Source organism: Micrococcus sp. CH7 (assembly GCF_001595485.1).
Lineage (GTDB): Bacteria > Actinomycetota > Actinomycetes > Actinomycetales > Micrococcaceae > Micrococcus > Micrococcus luteus.
The window spans coordinates 55,613-72,271 of record NZ_LOSQ01000027.1; the positions used below are offsets into that span (position 1 = coordinate 55,613).

At 74.6% G+C, this 16,659-nt stretch carries 15 protein-coding genes; 4 read left to right on the top strand and 11 right to left on the bottom strand.

The annotated features are described in order from the left end of the window. On the bottom strand, window positions 1-474 hold the full coding sequence (coaD, locus tag AUV08_RS07310) for a pantetheine-phosphate adenylyltransferase (RefSeq protein WP_044659154.1): 474 nt from the start codon (window positions 472-474) through the stop codon (window positions 1-3). Window positions 475-606: 132 nt separating this feature from the next. On the opposite strand from coaD, the gene AUV08_RS07315 reads away from it, so the two are divergent. Then, window positions 607-1,860 (top strand): aminotransferase class I/II-fold pyridoxal phosphate-dependent enzyme, encoded by a 1,254-nt coding sequence (locus AUV08_RS07315; protein WP_061867856.1) that lies wholly within the window; start codon window positions 607-609, stop codon window positions 1,858-1,860. 204 nt (window positions 1,861-2,064) lie between these two features. Here the strand turns inward: AUV08_RS07315 and rsmD are convergent, their stop codons facing one another. Genes rsmD through AUV08_RS07335 form a run of 4 tightly spaced genes read right to left on the bottom strand, consistent with a single transcriptional unit; the run spans window position 2,065 to window position 6,975 of the window. Then, window positions 2,065-2,628, bottom strand: coding sequence for a 16S rRNA (guanine(966)-N(2))-methyltransferase RsmD (gene rsmD / locus AUV08_RS07320; RefSeq protein ID WP_020621716.1), 564 nt, complete (start codon window positions 2,626-2,628; stop codon window positions 2,065-2,067). A gap of 3 nt (window positions 2,629-2,631) precedes the next feature. Continuing rightward, window positions 2,632-4,824 (bottom strand): ATP-dependent DNA helicase RecG, encoded by a 2,193-nt coding sequence (locus tag AUV08_RS07325; protein ID WP_061867857.1) that lies wholly within the window; start codon window positions 4,822-4,824, stop codon window positions 2,632-2,634. Next, window positions 4,814-5,854, bottom strand: coding sequence for a DAK2 domain-containing protein (locus AUV08_RS07330; RefSeq protein ID WP_061867858.1), 1,041 nt, complete (start codon window positions 5,852-5,854; stop codon window positions 4,814-4,816). Before AUV08_RS07330 ends, AUV08_RS07325 begins: the two co-directional genes overlap by 11 nt. Next, window positions 5,851-6,975 carry an LCP family protein gene (locus tag AUV08_RS07335; RefSeq protein WP_061867859.1) on the bottom strand — a complete coding sequence of 375 codons (1,125 nt, stop codon included), beginning with the start codon at window positions 6,973-6,975 and terminating at the stop codon, window positions 5,851-5,853. The genes AUV08_RS07330 and AUV08_RS07335 overlap by 4 nt, the downstream gene beginning before the upstream one ends. An 89-nt stretch (window positions 6,976-7,064) precedes the next feature. On the opposite strand from AUV08_RS07335, the gene AUV08_RS07340 reads away from it, so the two are divergent. Next, window positions 7,065-7,544: a DUF3515 family protein gene (locus AUV08_RS07340; RefSeq protein ID WP_036312910.1), complete on the top strand. Its 480-nt coding sequence runs from the start codon at window positions 7,065-7,067 to the stop codon at window positions 7,542-7,544. A gap of 28 nt (window positions 7,545-7,572) precedes the next feature. On the opposite strand, the gene AUV08_RS07345 is transcribed toward AUV08_RS07340, so the two are convergent. The 6 genes from AUV08_RS07345 to leuC all read right to left on the bottom strand — a co-directional run bounded on the left by AUV08_RS07345 (window position 7,573) and on the right by leuC (window position 14,062). Then, a complete protein-coding gene (locus AUV08_RS07345) occupies window positions 7,573-8,712 on the bottom strand; it encodes a D-alanine--D-alanine ligase family protein (protein ID WP_061867860.1) in 1,140 nt (379 codons plus the stop codon). Beyond that, window positions 8,709-9,746, bottom strand: coding sequence for an NAD(P)H-dependent glycerol-3-phosphate dehydrogenase (locus AUV08_RS07350; RefSeq protein WP_036382068.1), 1,038 nt, complete (start codon window positions 9,744-9,746; stop codon window positions 8,709-8,711). The genes AUV08_RS07345 and AUV08_RS07350 overlap by 4 nt, the downstream gene beginning before the upstream one ends. Further along, complete coding sequence (locus AUV08_RS07355) at window positions 9,743-10,399, bottom strand: 1-acyl-sn-glycerol-3-phosphate acyltransferase (protein WP_231862131.1); 657 nt, start codon at window positions 10,397-10,399, stop codon at window positions 9,743-9,745. Before AUV08_RS07355 ends, AUV08_RS07350 begins: the two co-directional genes overlap by 4 nt. A gap of 98 nt (window positions 10,400-10,497) precedes the next feature. Next, on the bottom strand, window positions 10,498-11,826 hold the full coding sequence (gene murA / locus AUV08_RS07360) for a UDP-N-acetylglucosamine 1-carboxyvinyltransferase (protein ID WP_002856412.1): 1,329 nt from the start codon (window positions 11,824-11,826) through the stop codon (window positions 10,498-10,500). A 172-nt stretch (window positions 11,827-11,998) separates the two neighbouring features. Then, window positions 11,999-12,604 carry a 3-isopropylmalate dehydratase small subunit gene (gene leuD, locus AUV08_RS07365; protein WP_036338085.1) on the bottom strand — a complete coding sequence of 202 codons (606 nt, stop codon included), beginning with the start codon at window positions 12,602-12,604 and terminating at the stop codon, window positions 11,999-12,001. A 3-nt stretch (window positions 12,605-12,607) separates the two neighbouring features. Next, window positions 12,608-14,062: a 3-isopropylmalate dehydratase large subunit gene (leuC, locus tag AUV08_RS07370; RefSeq protein WP_060973445.1), complete on the bottom strand. Its 1,455-nt coding sequence runs from the start codon at window positions 14,060-14,062 to the stop codon at window positions 12,608-12,610. A 229-nt stretch (window positions 14,063-14,291) separates the two neighbouring features. On the opposite strand from leuC, the gene AUV08_RS07375 reads away from it, so the two are divergent. Together AUV08_RS07375 and AUV08_RS07380 are read left to right on the top strand one after the other, a co-directional pair. After that, entirely contained in the window at window positions 14,292-15,068 is a 777-nt protein-coding gene (locus AUV08_RS07375; RefSeq protein ID WP_002856418.1) for an IclR family transcriptional regulator, read from the top strand. Between the two features lie 123 nt (window positions 15,069-15,191). After that, the gene (locus tag AUV08_RS07380) at window positions 15,192-16,658 is read left to right on the top strand and encodes a UDP-glucose/GDP-mannose dehydrogenase family protein (protein WP_061867861.1); all 1,467 of its coding nucleotides are present in this window, start codon (window positions 15,192-15,194) and stop codon (window positions 16,656-16,658) included. Window position 16,659 lies beyond the last annotated feature (1 nt).

The following is a 16,659-nucleotide window of genomic DNA, read 5'->3' on the forward strand; positions in this document are numbered from 1 at the left end:
TCAGGCCCCGCCGTCGAGGCCGCGCAGGACCGCGGCCGGGACGAACTCGGCGACGTCGCCGCCGAGTCCGTGGACCTCCTTGATGAGCGAGGAGGACACGTGGGTGTACCGGGTGTCGGCCGGGAGGTAGACCGTCTCGACCCCGGTGAGGTGGCGGTTCATCGCGGCCATCGGGGCCTCGAACTCGAGGTCGGCGCCGCCGCGCAGCCCCTTGACGATCGCGTCCGCGCCGATCTGCCGGCAGAACTCGGCCAGCAGGCCCGGGCCCATGGGCCGGACCACGACACCGGCGAGGGAGGACACCGTCGCCTCGATCATGGCGATGCGCTCGTCCACGCTGAAGCGGTACGTCTTGGCCGGGTTGGAGGACACGGCGACCACCACCTCCTCGAAGAGGTTCGCGGCTCGCGCGATCACCTCGACGTGCCCCTTGTGGAGGGGATCGAACGAACCAGGGCAGACGGCACGACGCATGGGTGCCAGCCTAGCGGGGGCCGCGCCGAGCGGCGACGGACGCCCGTCCGGTCCGGCTCCGGCGCGTCGCGGTCGTGACGGACGCGGCGCGCGCCGCCGTGTGCGGTCCGCCGCGATGGGTACAGTGCGGCCATGGACGGAACGCAGGACACCCCCGGATCAGCACGGCACGACGTCGACGTGGACGCGCCGTGGCGACGCACGGCGGCGGCCGCGGGCCTGCTCGGCGACGCCGGCCCCGTGCCCACCGTGTTCGAGACGATGACGGGCCTCGCCGCCGAGCACGGGGCCGTGAACCTCGGCCAGGGATTCCCCGACGCCGACGGCCCCGACGCGCTGCTGCGCCTGGCGGCCGACGCCGTGCTGGCCGGCCCCAACCAGTACGCCCCCGGCACGGGCGACCCCGCGCTGCGGCAGGCCGTCGCGGAGCACCGCCGGCGCCACTGGGGCGTGACGGAGGACCCCGCCACGCAGGTCATGATCACCACGGGCGCGACCGAGGGCATCGCCGCGACGGTCCTGGCGTTCGTGCGCCCGGGCGACGAGGTCATCACGGTCGAGCCGTTCTACGACTCGCACGCCGCCACGATCGCCCTGGCCGGCGGCCGACACGTGAGCGTGCCGGTGGAGGCCCCGGACTTCCTGCCGGACCCGGCACGGGTGGCGGACGCGATCACCGACCGCACGCGCCTGCTCATCGTGAACACGCCGCACAACCCCACGGGCGCGGTCTATCCGCGGGAGCTGCTCGAGGAGCTCGTGGCCCTGTGCCGGCCCCGGGGCGTGCTGATCCTCTCGGACGAGGTCTACGACCACCTCGTCTACGAGGGCGAGCACGTCAGCCTGCGCTCGGTCGCGGGCGCGGAGGACATCGCCCTGACGGTCTCCAGCGCGGGCAAGGCGTTCGCGGTCACCGGCTGGAAGGTCGGCTGGCTGACCGGCCCGGCCGAGCTCGTCGGGGCCGCGCGCGCCGTCAAGCAGTTCCTCACCTACTCCTCCGGCCCCGCCTTCCAGCGCGCGCTGGGTGCCTATCTGCCCACCGACGACGCCGAACGGCACCTCGCCGGCCAGCGCGAGCGGTACCGCGACGCCCGGGATCGGCTCGTGGCGGGCCTGCGGGAGGCGGGCCTGGACCCGGTCGTCCCGGCGGCGGGCTACTTCGTCGTCGTGGACCTGGCCCCGTGGGGTGTGACGGACGCGGCCGAGGCCGCGGTGCGGTGGACGCGTGAGGCCGGCGTCACGGGCATCCCTGTGGGCGCGCTCTGCCGCCCGGACGGAGGCCACCTGCGGTCGTGGCTGCGGCTGGCGTTCTGCAAGTCTCCCGATGCGATCGACGAGGCGATGCGCCGCCTGGCCGATGCGGCCCCGCGGCTGCGCGCGGCCTGACCCCCGACGCTTTCGTTGACGAAACGGCGGCCCTCGGAGCACTTTCGTTCGGGAAACGGCGGTCCCCCGAGCATTTTCGTTCGGGAAACGGCGGCCGCCGTGCTCGCGGTTCCGTGCTGAGCCCAGTCCGTTCTGCCCTCCCGTCTCCCCAGTGGGAACGGGCCGAGACGCCGCCGTTTCCCGAACGAAAGCGGGTGGGCGGGGTCAGCGCTCGTCCTGCCAGAGGTACAGGGCGGTCTCGCCGTAGACGCGCACCTCGACCTCCTCGAGGCCGCGCGGCCGGCGCGGCGCCGCGTCCCGGGCCGCCCGCTCGAGCACGAGCAGCCCGCCCGGGGCGAGCCGCCCGGCCGCCGCCTCCACCACCGCCTCGAGCGGCGGGCCGGCCACCGGGTACGGCGGGTCGGCCAGGATCAGGTCCACGGGCGCGGCCTCCGCCGCGAGCGCCTGCTCCACGCTCCCGGCGCGCACGCGCACGACGTCGGCCCCGCGCGCCCGGTTGACCAGCGCGGCGTTCGCGCGGCACGCGGTCACGGCCTTCCGGTCCCGCTCGACCAGCAACACCGATGCCGCTCCGCGGCTGGCGGCCTCGCACCCCAGGGCGCCGGAGCCGGCGTAGAGGTCGAGCACGGCCGTCCCGTCCAGCCAGTCGCGGGCCTCGAGCCAGGAGAACAGGGCCTCCTTGGTGCGGTCCGTGGTGGGGCGCGTGCCGGTGCCGGGGACGGCGGTCAGGGGACGCCCGGCGGCCGCGCCGGCGATGATGCGGGACATGGCTCAGCCCTTCTCGAGGTAGTCGGCGGCGGTGAGGTGCTCGGCCTCCCAGCGGGCCACCTCGGCGGCGAGTGCCGGGTGGGCGGAGAGCCCGGGGCCGGCCGCCATGACCTGCGCGACGGCGTCGGCGGCCACGGCGATCAGCGGGGCGTCGGCGATGACGTCCACGTGGTGCAGCCCCGAGGCCAGCCCGGACTGGGCGGCGCCGAGCACGTCGCCGACGCCGCGCTGGGCGAGGTCCTCCTGCGCGATGCGCATGCCGTCCTGCTCCTGGGCCAGGACCTCGAGCCGGCGCAGCGACGGGTGCCCGTCCGGCAGGCGCGTGGCCAGCAGGCAGACCGCCGCCCCGGGCCCGCGGCCCACGCGGCCGCGCAGCTGGTGCAGGGTGGACAGGCCGAAGTCGTCGGCGTCGAGGATCGCCATGACCGTCGCGTTGGGCACGTCCACGCCCACCTCCACGACGGTGGTCGCCACGAGCACGTCCGTCTCCCCGCGCGCGAAGGCCTGCATCGCCGCGTCCTGCTCGGCCTGGTCCATGCGCCCGTGCACGGCGTCGATCCGCAGCCCCGCCAGCGCCGGGAGACCCCGCAGCCGGGGTGTCATCTCCTCCACGTTGGCGTGACCCGGGTCGGCGTCGTCGGGGTCGATGCGCGGGCACACCACGAACGCCTGGTGGCCGGCCGCCACGTGCTCGGCGATCAGCTCCCACACCCGGCCGATCACGCGCGGGCCGTGGGCCATCCGCGCCACGTGCGTGGTGACCGGCTGACGCCCCGACGGCAGCCCCTCGAGCACCGACAGGTCCAGGTCGCCGAACACCGTCATCGCCACGGAGCGCGGGATGGGCGTGGCGGACATGACGAGCAGGTGCGTGCCGGGATTGGCCCGCCGCAGGGCCTCGCGCTGGTCCACGCCGAAGCGGTGCTGCTCGTCGACGACGGCCAGGGCCAGCTCGGCGAAGCCCACCTTCTCGGAGAGCAGCGCGTGCGTCCCGACGGCGATCCCGGCCTCGCCGGAGGCCAGGGCCAGCAGCGCCTCCCGGCGCGCGGCGGTCTTGAGCGAGCCGGTGACCAGCACGACCCTCGTGGCCGGGCCGTCGCCGGCCCCGAGGGTGCCGGCCTCCGCAAGCGGGCCCATCAGGCGCAGCAGGGCACGGTGGTGCTGCGCGGCGAGCACCTCGGTGGGCGCCACCAGGGCGGCCTGGCCGCCGGCGTCCACGACCTGCAGCATCGCCCGCAGGGCCACGAGCGTCTTGCCCGCGCCCACGTCCCCCTGCAGCAGCCGGCTCATCGGGGCCTCCCGGGCCAGCTCGGCGGACAGCTGCTCCCCCACCGCCACCTGGCCGGGCGTGAGCGCGAACGGCAGTCGGGCGTCCAGGGCCTCGAGCAGGCCCCCGGGCCGCGGCGGGCGGGGCACGGCGGGCACCGCCCGCTCCCGGTCCCGGCGCCAGGCGAGCGCAGCCTGGACGAGCAACGCCTCACGCAGGGCGAGCGCGGTCCGCGCCGGGCCGGTGGCGGCGATGTCGTGCGGGGCGTGCAGGTCCCGGTACGCCTGGGCGGTGCCCGGCAGCGGCGCGTCCAGGTCGAGCGCCGCGGCGGCCTCCGCGCGGATCCGCTCGGTGAGCAGCTCGGGGATCCGTCCCAGGTCGACGGTCTCGAGCACCCGGGCGACGGCGGAGCGGACCGTCCACGACGGCAGCTTCCCCGTGGCCCGGTAGAGCGGGACCGGTCGCACTTCGACCTCCCCCGGGGCGACGTCGTCGTCCAGGAGGGCGAAGTCCGGGTTGTTCAGCGTGATCCGGCCGCGGTACTCGGTCGTGCGGCCCTGGAACATGGCGGTCATCCCGGGGGCGAGGCGGCGGCGGGCGTCGTGGCCGTTGAAGAAGGCCATGGACAGGCTCGCCCCCGGCACGCCGGCCACGGACGGGTCCGCGACGGTGACGTCCACGATGAACCCGGGCCGGCTGTGCATGCGCCGCGTGGTCACCGACTCCACGACGGCGACGACGGTCACCTCGGCGTCGTAGGGCAGCGCGGCGATGGGGGTGAGCTCGCCGCGCTCGATCCAGCGGCGCGGCACGTGGTCCAGCAGGTCCCCGACCGTGGTCAGCCCGAGCTCCTTCTCCAGGCGGGCGGGCAGCTTCCCGCCCAGCACCTCGGACAGGGGCAGGTCGGTGACGGGGGCCTCAGCGGCCATGGCACCCGTCCGGTGCGGCGTCGTCGCCGTGCGACGGCCCGGCCAGGTCGGTGACGGTCAGGCCCTCGACGTCGCCGGCGGCCCGCAGGGGGCCGATCGCGTCCTCGGCGCGGGGCACGTGCACGTGGACCCGCCACGGGACCCGGCCCTGCCCGTCACGGGCGGTGCCGAGGGGGGCCAGGATCACGGCGTCCCCCACGTCGGCCAGCCGTCGGCGCAGCCCGGCCACGGCGAGCGGGGTGAGCGTCAGGGTGCCCATCACCTCGACGGCCCCCTCGATCGGCGCCTCCGCCTCGGCGGCGTGCTCGCCCTCCGCGGCCTGGGCGCCCTCGACGTAGCCGGGGAGGGCGGTGGCCAGCTCCTCGTCCACGGGCGTGCCCGTCACGACGGAGCGCAGCGCCTCGAACACCCAGAGCAGCCCGACGGCGCCGGCGTCCACGACGTGCGCCCGGGTCAGCGGGGCGAGCAACGACTCGGTCTCCTCCACGGCCTGCACGCAGTCGGCCAGCATGACGGTCACGGCCGGGCCGAGGCGCACGGCCGGGTCCGCGTCCCCGGCCACCGCGGGCGTGTCGGGAGCCTGGGTGGACGAGCGCGCAAGGCTGCGGGCGGCCGCGGAGAGCACCGTGAGGATCGTCCCCTCGCGCGGATCCGACAGGGCCTGCCGGGCGGCCCGGTCGGCGGCCCCGAATGCCGCCGCCAGGGCGAACGCGTCGACGCGCTCCCGGCCGCGCAGGGGCTCGGCCATCCCCGCCAGGCTGACCGCCAGCAGCATGCCCGAGTTGCCTCGGGCCGAGTCCAGCGCGGCCGCGCCCGCGTGCGCGAGCACGGCGCCGACGTCGTCCTGTGCGGGGCAGGCGTCGGCCGCGGCGCGGGCCGCCGTCAGCGTGGCGAGCATGTTCGTGCCCGTGTCCGCGTCCGGGACCGGGAAGAGGTTCAGGGCGTCGAGCCGCGGCGCGGCCCGGCCCACGAGCTCCTCCGCGAGCGCGAGCCAGTGCCGTACCAACGACGGCCGGGGCGGCGTGCTCACTGCGTGACGGCCTCCCCCAGGGTGCCGGTGCGGATGCCCTTGCCCAGGCGGGCGATCGCCTCCCAGTCCGGCCACACGACGTCCTCGCCGGTGTCCGTGTAGCCCACGCCCACGGACGGCACCGTGCTGGTCACGATCGGGGCGTCGCGCGCATCGCGCAGGGACCACGCCAGGTTCGCGAGGGTGCCGGAGTCGAGCTCGTCGTCGAGGGTCAGGAAGGGGGCGAACTCCTCGACGGCGGCCTGCACGCGGCTCGGGTCCGAGAGGGTGTCGCGGGAGAGGAACGCGGCCACGATGGCCTTGACCAGGCGCTGCTGGTTCTCCACACGGTCGAAGTCGCTGCGCGGCAGGTTGTACCGCTCCCGCGCGTAGGCCAGGGCCTTGTCCCCGTCCATCTGCACGGTGCCCGCGGGGAAGTCGATGCCGCCGGTCGAGACGAAGGCGCTGGGGTTGTCCACGCTGACGCCGCCCAGGGCGTCCACGAGGCCCTTGAAGCCGGCGAGGTCCACGGCGATCACGTGGTCCACGCGTGCCTGGAACATGTTCTCCGCGGTGGCCACCGTCAGCGGGATGCCGCCGTACTGGTAGGCGGCGTTGACCTTGTGGTCCCCGTGTCCCGGGATCGGCACCCACATGTCGCGCATGATGGACATGACCTGGATCTCGCTGCGGTCCCCGGGCACGTGGACCCACATGAGGGTGTCCGACCGGCCGGCGGAGTCACGGCCCTCCGCGCCCGCGTCCTCGCCGACGAGCAGCACGTCGAGGGCCTGCTCGTCCGCCTTCTCGTCCGCGTCCGGGGCGACGGGGCCCTGGGCGCCTTCGGCGGCCTGGTCCGCGTCCATGCCGGGCGGCGGCGCGGTGGGCTGCTGGGCGGACGCCCCCGCGGCGCCCGGGCGGCCCGACTCGGCGGGGAACGCGCCGCCGTCGAAGCGCTGGGTGTCCTGGTCGATGATCCGGGCGATCCCGCCGACGTACACCGCCGCCGCGATGCCCACGGCCAGCAGCGCCACGAGCACCACCGCCAGGGCGATCAGCCACGGGCGGCGACGACGACGGCGCCGCCCGACGGCGACGTCCTCCTGCGGGGGGCGGGGGCGGGGGTCCGCGGTGCTGCTCACGTGGGCTCCTGAGGCGGGGACGGGAACGGTCCCGCCCATGCTAGGGCACGGGCCCCCGCGGGTCCCGGCGCCGCACGTATCCTGGGCGGATGGAATCCCGCCGTCTGCGTCGTCTCGTGCCCCTCCTGACCGCGATCGCCCTCGGCGCCACGGCCTGCACCGGACGGGTGGCCACGGTGGAGGCCGCGCCCCACGCCGCTGACCCGGCGTGTGCCCCGGCCATGGTGGCCATGCCCGACGCCCTGGGCGACCTCGACCTGCGCCCCACCGACAGCCAGGCGACGGCCGTGTGGGGTGACCCGGCCGCCGTCGTCCTGCGCTGCGGCGCCGAGGTCCCCGGCCCCACCACGGACCGCTGCATCTCCGTGGACGGGATCGACTGGGTCATCCGGGACGAGGACGAGAACTGGCGGATCACCACCTACGGCCGCGACCCGGCCGTGGAGGTGCTGTTCGGCAAGGACCAGGCCAGCTCGGACACCGTGATGGTGGGCCTGTCCTCGGCGGTCGCGCAGATCGAGTCCAGCGGCGGCTGCGTCAGCGTGCAGGACGCCACACCCGTCGGCTGAGACCGGCGCGGGCCGGCCGCGGGCCGCATCAGTGCAGGCCGACGCCCCGCTCGAGGGCGAGGTCCAGCAGCTCCGAGATCAGATCGTCGTAGGACAGGCCCGTCCGCTCCCACATGGCCGGGTACATGCTGATGGGCGTGAAGCCCGGCATGGTGTTGATCTCGTTGACCACCCAGCGCCCGTCCGGGGTGAAGAAGAAGTCGCAGCGGCCCAGGCCGGATCCGTCCACGGCCTCGAAGGCGCGGATCGCCAGGGCCCGCAGCCGCTCGATCTCCTCCTCCGGCAGCTCGGCCGGGCAGGACAGCTGGGTGGAGCCGGTGTCCTGGTACTTCGACTCGAAGTCGTAGAACTGCGTCTCACCCTCGTCGTGGGCCACGACGATCTCCCCCGGCAGCGAGGCACGCGGGGCCGCGGAGCCGTGCCCGTCGAGGACGGCGCACTCGATCTCGCGGCCGACGATGCCCGCCTCCACCACGACCTTGGGGTCGAAGCGACGGGCCTCCTCGACGGCGGCGCGCAGACCCGCGGGCTCGGTGACGCGGGTGATGCCGAAGGACGAGCCGGCGCGGGCGGGCTTGACGAAAAGCGGGTAGGAGAGCGCACCGGCGCGGGCGAGGGCCGCCTCCGGATCGCGCGCCCAGTCGCGGGCGGTGATGGTCTCCCACGGGCCGACCTCGAGGCCGGCGGCCTGGAAGGCGACCTTCATGAAGTGCTTGTCCATGCCGACCGCGGAGGCGAGCACGCCGCAGCCCACGTAGGGCAGACCCAGCGACTCGAACATGCCCTGGAGGGTGCCGTCCTCGCCCCAGGGGCCGTGCAGCAGCGGGAACACGACGTCCACCGGGCCCAGCGAGGAGCCGTCGGCCGCGGTCAGCTCGACGGCGCCGTCCGGCAGGGCGCGCAGGCTCACCGGGGCCTCGGGCTCCGGCACCTCCGGCAGGGCATCGCCGTCCAGGCGGAACGAGGCCACGTCCAGCTCGTCGTGCGACCACAGGCCGGAGCGGGCCACACCCACCGGCACGACGTCCCAGCGCTGACGGTCGGCCGCGTGCAGCACGCCCGCCGCGGTCACGCAGCTGATGGGGTGCTCGCTCGAGCGGCCGCCGAAGAGCAGGAGCACGCGGGGACGCGCGCCGGCGGCGGCCTTCGGGGCGGGGGTGGCGGTCATGCGGTGCGTCCTTCCGACTTCAGGTCACGGGCGAGCAGCAGCTCGGCGAGGCGGTCCACGGCCACGTCCCCGGCGACCACCCGGTCCATCAGCTCGCTGATGGGCATCTCCACACCGTGGGCGCGGGCGGCGTGCACGATGGCGGAGACGGACTTGATGCCCTCGGCCGTCTGGCTCATGGCGGCCACCGCCTCCTCCGCGCTGAGGCCGGTGCCGATGTGGCGGCCGGCCGTGCGGTTGCGGGAGAGGGGCGAGGCGCACGTGGCGACGAGGTCGCCCAGGCCGGCGAGCCCGGCCATGGTGGCCGGGTCGCCGCCGAGCGCGACGGCCAGCCGGGTGGTCTCGGCCAGGCCCCGGGTGATGACGGAGGCCTTGGAGTTGTCCCCCAGCCCCTGCCCGTCGCAGATGCCCACGGCGAGCGCGATGACGTTCTTCACCACGCCGCCGATCTCCACGCCCACGACGTCCGTGTTCGTGTAGGGCCGGAAGGTCCGGCCGGCCGTGAGGGCGGCGATGCGCTCCGCCGTCGCGCGCGAGGCCGAGGCGACCACCGTGGCGGTGGGCTCGCCGCGCGCGATCTCAAGGGCGAGGTTGGGTCCGGAGACCACCGCGAACCGGTCCGGGCTGAGGCCCAGCTCCTCCGCGCAGACCTGCGACATCCGCGCGTCGGTGCCGCGCTCGAGGCCCTTGACGAGGGAGACCACGACGGCGTCCGGGGCCAGGTCGGCGCGCACGGTGCGCAGGGTCTCGCGCACGTGCTGCGCGGGCACGGCCACCACCACGACGCCGGCGCCCCGGACCGCCTCGGCGGCGTCGGTGACGGCGCGCACGCAGGTGGGCAGGGTGATGCCGGGCAGGTACTCGGGGTTCTCGTGTCGCTCGGTGATGGCCTCGGCGACCTCGGCCCGCCGGGACCACATCACGATCTCGGACGCGCGGGCAGACTCGGGGCTGGTGCTCAGGCCCAGGACGCGGGCGAAGGCCGACCCCCAGCTGCCGGCCCCGAGGACGGCGACGGTGCGCGGATCGCTCATGCCCCGGTCACCCGCGCTCCGGTCGTGGGGTCCCAGCGGCCCTCCGGGGCCGGTTCTCCGCGCAGCTCGGCGACCAGGTCGGTGATCGCGGCCATCATGCGGCCGGTGCCCTCACGCAGGGTCGCCGCCGTCACGGGGCGGTCCCGCAGGTCCGCGAGGTCGACGGGCGCGCCGACCCGGATCCGGGCGGTCTTGCGCGGGAGGACGCGGAGGGAGCGGCCGCCGTACGGCAGCAGCTCCTGGATGCCCCACTGACCGACGGGGATGAGCGGGGCGCCGGTCTGCAAGGCCAGGCGCACGGCCCCGTTGCGCGCGGCCATCGGCCAGCCGTCGGGATCGCGGGTGACGGTGCCCTCCGGGTACACGATGATCGCCCGGCCCGTGGCGACGGCCTCGCGGGCGGCGGCGAGCGAGCGACCGCCGTCGCGGGTGCGCTCGACCGGGATCATGCGGGTGGCCTCGAGGACCTGCTTGAGCACGGGCACCTTCCAGAGCTCGGCCTTGGCGAGGAAGGTCGGCAGCAGGCCCTGGTTGTAGACCATGTGGGCCACGGAGAGCGGGTCCACCTCCGAGATGTGGTTGACGGCGAGGATCGCGCCGGTCTCGGGCAGGTGCTCGGTCCCCTCCCACACCTGGCGGACGAGGGCACGCATCGCCGGTCGCACGATCACCCCCGGGATCACGTAGGGGGCCCGCGCGGCACGCGTCGGACGACCCCCCGCGGCGGCAGGGCTCTGCGCGTCCACGCCGCTCACCGGTCGCGTTCGGTCAGCTCGACGTCGGCGCCGAGGCCCTCGAGCTTCGCCATGAAGTGCTCGTAGCCGCGGTTGATGATCTCCAGGCCCGTCGCCGTGGAGGTGCCCTCGGCGGTGAGGGCGGCGATCAGGTGGGAGAAGCCGCCGCGCAGGTCCGGGATGTCGAACTCGACGCCGTGCAGCGGCGTCGGGCCGGAGATCACGGCCGAGTGCAGGAAGTTGCGCTGACCGAAGCGGCACGGCACGGAGCCGAGGCACTCGCGGTGCAGCTGGATGGAGGCGCCCATCCGCACGAGGGCGTCGGTGAAGCCGAAGCGGTTCTCGTACACGGTCTCGTGCACGATGGAGACCCCCTTGGCCTGGGTCAGCGCCACCACGAGGGGCTGCTGCCAGTCGGTCATGAAGCCGGGGTGCACATCCGTCTCGAGCACGAGCGGGTTGAGATCGCCGCCGGCGTGCCAGAACCGGATGCCGTCGTCGACGACGTCGAACTCGCCGCCGATCTTGCGGTAGGTGTTCAGGAACGCCGTCAGGTCGCGCTGCTCGGCGCCGCGGACGTAGATGTCCCCGCGGGTGGCCAGGGCGGCGGAGGCCCACGAGGCGGACTCGTTGCGGTCGGGCAGCGCGATGTGGTTGTAGCCGCGCATCTCGCTCACGCCCTCGATGCGGATGGTGCGGTCCGTCTGCACGGTGATGATCGCGCCCATCTTCTGCAGGACGGCGATGAGGTCGTGGATCTCCGGCTCGACGGCGGCGCCCTTGAGCTCGGTGATGCCCTCGGCCTTCACGGCGGTCAGCAGCACCTGCTCGGTGGCGCCGACGGAGGGGTACGGCAGCTCGAGCTTGGCGCCGTGCAGGCCCTTGGGGGCGGAGATGGAGATGCCGCCCGGGCGCTTGTCCACGACGGCGCCGAAGTTGCGCAGCACGGCCAGGTGGTAGTCGATCGGGCGGTCGCCGATCTTGCAGCCGCCGAGGTCGGGGATGAAGGCCTCCCCGATCGCGTGCATGAGCGGGCCGCAGAAGAGGATCGGGATGCGCGAGTCGCCGGCATGGGCGTCGATCTCGGCGGTCAGGGCCGACTTCACCCCGGCCGGGTCCATCGTGATCCGCCCGGTCTCCTTGTCCCACTCCACGGACACGCCGTGGATCTCGAGGAGGGAGCTGACGACGTCCACGTCCTTGATCTCGGGGATGTTCCGGAGCACGGACGGCGAGTTGCCGAGCAGGGCGGCCACCATGGCCTTGGGCACCAGGTTCTTGGCGCCGCGCACGGTCACCTCACCGGTCAGCGGCTTGCCGCCATGGATGGTCAAGAGCTTCGCCATGCGCGTCCTTCCTCAGCGCGGCCGCAGGGCCACGGTCTCGGCCACTCCGCCGGAGCGGGGAGGTCTCTGAACGGGACCGCCCGCCGTGTGCGGCGGGCGGTCCCGGAATCGCCTCCCAGCATAGGGCGTCGCCGGGCACGGGCGGCAATGGTGCGCTCCCGGCGGCGGCCGGTCAGCCGGCCGTGCGGGCCGGCAGGGTGGTGGGCTTGTACGCGGGGCGGTCCGCCTCGTAGGCGTCGATCTCGGCCTGGTGCCCCAGGGTGACGGCGATGTCGTCCAGGCCCTCGAGCAGCCGGTGACGGGTGTCGTCGTCGATCTGGAACGGGGCGGTCACATCCCCGCACTCGACGGTGCGTGTGACGAGGTCCACGGTGACCGGGGTCCCGGGACGGTTCTCCAGCTCCTTCCAGATGCGCTCGACGTCCTCCTGCTCCACCTGGGCCGCGACGAGCCCCTGCTTGGCGGAGTTGCCGCGGAAGATGTCCGCGAAGCGCGGGGAGATCACGGCGCGGAAGCCGTAGTCCTTGAGCGCCCACACGGCGTGTTCGCGCGAGGAGCCGGTGCCGAAGTCCGAGCCCGCCACGAGCACGGTGCCCCCGCTGAACGGCTCGGTGTTCAGGATGAAGTCGGGGTCCTGGCGCCAGCCTGCGAACAGGGCGTCCTCGAAGCCCGTGCGGGAGATCCGCTTGAGGTACACGGCCGGGATGATCTGGTCCGTGTCCACGTTCGAGGCGCGCAGCGGCACGCCGACGCCGGTGTGGGTGGTGAACTTCTCCATGGCTCAGGCCTCCTGGGGGGTGAGGGCGGGCAGGTCGGACGGGCTGGCGAGGCGGCCCAGCACGGCGGTGGCCGCGGCGACCACCGGGGACACCAGGTGGGTGCGCCCGCCCTTGCCCTGCCGGCCCTCGAAGTTGCGGTTGGAGGTGGACGCGCAGCGCTCCCCCGGGGAGAGCTGGTCCGGGTTCATGCCCAGGCACATGGAGCAGCCGGCGAACCGCCACTCGGCCCCGAAGTCCTCGAACACCCTGTCCAGGCCCTCGTCCATCGCCTGCAGACGCACGCGCGCCGAGCCCGGCACGACCATGACGCGCAGCCCCTCGGCCTTGCGCCGGCCCCGGACGACCTCGGCGAACGCCCGCAGGTCCTCGATGCGGGAGTTGGTGCACGAGCCCATGAACACGGTGTCGACCTCGACCTGCTTCATCGGGGTCCCGGGGGCCAAATCCATGTAGGACAGCGCCTTGCGGGCCGCCTCCTGGGCCACCGGGTCGGCGAAGTCCTCGGGCGCGGGGACGGTGTCGTTCAGGCTCACGCCCTGCCCCGGGTTGGTGCCCCACGTGACGAACGGCTCCAGCGTGTCCGCGTCGATGACCACCTCGGCGTCGAACTCCGCCCCCTCGTCCGTGGCGAGGGTGCGCCAGTGCTCGACGGCGGCGTCCCAGTCGGCGCCCTCGGGGGCATGGGGCCGTCCCTTCAGGTAGGCGAAGGTGGTCTCGTCCGGGGCGACCATGCCGGCGCGGGCGCCGGCCTCGATGGACATGTTGCAGATGGTCATCCGGCCCTCCATGGAGAGGTTCCGGATGGCCTCACCGCGGTACTCGAGCACGAAGCCCTGGCCCCCGCCCGTGCCGATCTTCGCGATGACCGCGAGGATGATGTCCTTGGCCGTCACACCCGGGCGCAGCGTGCCGTCCACGGTGACCGCCATGGTCTTGAAGGGCTTCAGCGGCAGGGTCTGGGTGGCCAGGACGTGCTCGACCTCGGAGGTGCCGATGCCGAACGCCAGGGCGCCGAACGCACCGTGGGTGGAGGTGTGGGAGTCGCCGCAGACCACGGTGAGGCCGGGCTGGGTCAGGCCCAGCTGGGGGCCGACGACGTGGACGATGCCCTGCTCGGCGTCGCCCAACGGGTGCAGGCGCACACCGAACTCGGCGCAGTTGGCCCGCAGGGTCTCGATCTGGGTGCGCGAGGTGGGATCCGCGATCGGCTGGTCGATGTCCAGCGTCGGGGTGTTGTGGTCCTCCGTGGCGATGGTCAGGTCGGGCCGACGCACCGGACGCCCGGCCAGACGCAGCCCCTCGAAGGCCTGCGGGCTCGTCACCTCGTGCACGAGGTGCAGGTCGATGTAGAGCAGGTCGGGGGTGCGGGAGGCGCCCTCGCCCTCGCCACGCACCACCACGTGCTCGTCCCAGACCTTCTCGGCCAGCGTCCTGGGCCGCGTCGTCGCCGTCGTCATGTGCCGCACCTTCCTGCTCACGCACCTGTCGGTCGTCGCCCGGCGCGGGGCGCCGGTGCTCACGGACCACTGTGGGGCGCGGCGAGGCCGTTCTCGACCACGCGGCGCAATATTCCATATCGTGAGATTTCGTCTCATATGCCGGACCCGGCGCCGGCCGGCGCGGTCACATGCGACGCACACCGACACCCCCGGTCCGTCCGAGCAGTGAGACGACTACGATCACCCCATGACCACCGAGCCCGTGCGCCCGCCCACCGAGGACGACCTCATCGGCCCCTCGCTCCACCGGCATCCCAGCGGCGTCGGCGTGGTGGACAAGTCGGTGGCGATCCTCGACGCGCTCGAGTCCGGCCCGGCCACGCTCGCCCAGCTCGTCACCGCCACCGGGATCGCGCGGCCCACGCTGCACCGGCTCGCGGCCGCCCTCACGCACCACCGCATGGTGGGCAAGGACCTGCAGGGCCGCTACGTGCTGGGCACCCGCCTGGCCGAGCTCGCCTCCGCCGCCGGCGAGGACCGGCTCACCACGGCCTCCGGCCCGGTGCTGCTGTGGCTGCGCGACGCCACGGGAGAGAGCGCCCAGGTGTTCCGTCGGCAGGCGGACTCCCGCGTGTGCGTGGCCAGCGCGGAGCGGCCCTGGGGCCTGCGCGACACCATCCCCGTGGGCGCCCGCATGTCCATGAAGGCCGGCTCCGCCGCGCAGGTGCTCCTGGCCTGGGAGGACCACGAGCGGCTCGTCGAGGGACTGGCCGGCGCCGTGTTCACACCCACCGTCCTCGCGGCGGTGCGGCGGCGCGGCTGGGCCCAGTCCCTGGCCGAGCGCGAGCCCGGGGTCGCCTCGGTGTCCGCACCGGTGCGCGGCCCCAGCGGACGCGTCATCGCGGCGGTCTCGATCTCCGGCCCCCTCGAGCGGCTCTCCCGCCAGCCGGGCCGACTGCACGCGGACGCCGTCGTCTCCGCCGCGACGCGACTCACCGAGCTCATCCGCGCCGGCGAGGCCTGAGGCCCGCCCGCGCCACCGACGGGATGCGCCGCGGAGACACCCCGTTCTTCCCGCGTTCACCCGCGGGGCCTAGCGTCAGCCAAGTCCCCGACCGCCGCCCCCCGCACCACCGAGGAGTCCGCCGTGACCGAGACGACCGCGCCCGCCGCCCCCGCCGAGCAGGAGGCCGCGCCGCGGCTGTCCGTGATCGGCACGGGCTATCTGGGCGCCACGCACGCCGCCTGCATGGCCGAGCTGGGCTTCGAGGTCCTCGGCGTGGACGTGGACCCGGCCAAGATCGAGCGCCTGGCCCGCGGCGAGGTGCCCTTCCACGAACCCGGCCTGCCCGAGCTGCTGCGCACCCACGTCGCCTCCGGGCGGCTGCGCTTCACCACCGACGTCGCGGAGGCGGCCCGCTGGGCGGGCGTCCACTTCATCGGCGTCGGCACCCCGCAGAAGGTGGGCGAGACCGCGGCGGACCTGAGCTACGTGGACGCCGCCGTCGCCTCCCTCGCCGCGGCGATCGACCGCGACGCGCTGATCGTCGGCAAGTCGACCGTGCCCGTGGGCACGGCGCGCCGCCTGGCCGAGCTCGTGCGCACCGTGCGCGCCGAGGCCGGACTGCCGGGCGAGGTCGAGCTCGCCTGGAACCCCGAGTTCCTCCGGGAGGGCTTCGCCGTGAGGGACACGCTCACCCCGGACCGCCTCGTCATCGGCACGCACGGGCCCCGCGCCGAGGGCATCCTGCGCCGCGTCTACGCGCGGCAGCTCGCGGCCGACACCCCGTGGATCAGCACGGACCTCGAGACGGCCGAGTTGGTGAAGGTGGCCGCCAACGCCTTCCTGGCCACGAAGATCTCGTTCATCAACGCGTTCTCGGAGATCACCGAGAACGTGGGCGGGGACATCGGCACCCTCGCGGACGCGATCGGCCACGACGCGCGGATCGGACGCCGGTTCCTCAACGCGGGCGTGGGCTTCGGGGGCGGCTGCCTGCCCAAGGACATCCGAGCGCTCCAGGCCCGCGTCTCCGAGCTGGGCCTGGACCGGACCATGCGGTTCCTGGCGGAGGTGGACGACATCAACCTGCGCCGCCGTGACCGCGTGGTGGACCTGGCGGTGCAGGTGCTCTCCGCGGCTCGCGACGGCCGCGTCCGCCGGGCCGACGCCTCCGGGCCCGCCCCCACCCCCGCGAGCGTGCAGGTGCTCAACGGCACGCGGATCGCCGTGCTGGGCGTCACGTTCAAGCCGGACTCCGACGACGTCCGGGACTCCCCCGCCCTCGACGTCGCCAACCGTCTCTACACGGCCGGCGCCGACGTCCGGGTGTACGACCCCGAGGGCAATGCCAACGCGGCCGCCCGCTTCCCGCGGCTCGACTACGTGGACTCTCTCGAGGCGGCCGTGGACGGCGCCGAGCTGACCCTGCTGCTGACCGAGTGGCGCCAGTTCCGCGAGATGGATCCGAACGCCGTGGGCGCACGCGTGGCCTCCCGCCTGCTGATCGACGGGCGCAACGTCCTGGACGTCGCCGCGTGGCGCGAGCACGGGTGGGACGTCATCGGCCTCGGCCACCGCTTCGACCCGGAGCGACTCCTCCGCGCGGCCTGAC

Bases quoted from the DNA above. Each gene is read 5' to 3' on its own strand.
- AUV08_RS07325 (WP_061867857.1), bottom strand. From the start codon at position 4,824: ATGGCCGCTGAGGCCCCCGTCACCGACCTGCCCCTGTCCGAGGTGCTG.
- AUV08_RS07315 (WP_061867856.1), top strand. From the start codon at position 607: ATGGACGGAACGCAGGACACCCCCGGATCAGCACGGCACGACGTCGAC.
- rsmD (WP_020621716.1), bottom strand. From the start codon at position 2,628: ATGTCCCGCATCATCGCCGGCGCGGCCGCCGGGCGTCCCCTGACCGCC.
- AUV08_RS07350 (WP_036382068.1), bottom strand. From the start codon at position 9,746: ATGAGCGATCCGCGCACCGTCGCCGTCCTCGGGGCCGGCAGCTGGGGG.
- coaD (WP_044659154.1), bottom strand. From the start codon at position 474: ATGCGTCGTGCCGTCTGCCCTGGTTCGTTCGATCCCCTCCACAAGGGG.
- AUV08_RS07355 (WP_231862131.1), bottom strand. From the start codon at position 10,399: ATGCGTGCCCTCGTCCGCCAGGTGTGGGAGGGGACCGAGCACCTGCCC.
- leuD (WP_036338085.1), bottom strand. From the start codon at position 12,604: ATGGAGAAGTTCACCACCCACACCGGCGTCGGCGTGCCGCTGCGCGCC.
- murA (WP_002856412.1), bottom strand. From the start codon at position 11,826: ATGGCGAAGCTCTTGACCATCCATGGCGGCAAGCCGCTGACCGGTGAG.
- AUV08_RS07375 (WP_002856418.1), top strand. From the start codon at position 14,292: ATGACCACCGAGCCCGTGCGCCCGCCCACCGAGGACGACCTCATCGGC.
- AUV08_RS07340 (WP_036312910.1), top strand. From the start codon at position 7,065: ATGGAATCCCGCCGTCTGCGTCGTCTCGTGCCCCTCCTGACCGCGATC.
- AUV08_RS07345 (WP_061867860.1), bottom strand. From the start codon at position 8,712: ATGACCGCCACCCCCGCCCCGAAGGCCGCCGCCGGCGCGCGTCCCCGC.
- leuC (WP_060973445.1), bottom strand. From the start codon at position 14,062: ATGACGACGGCGACGACGCGGCCCAGGACGCTGGCCGAGAAGGTCTGG.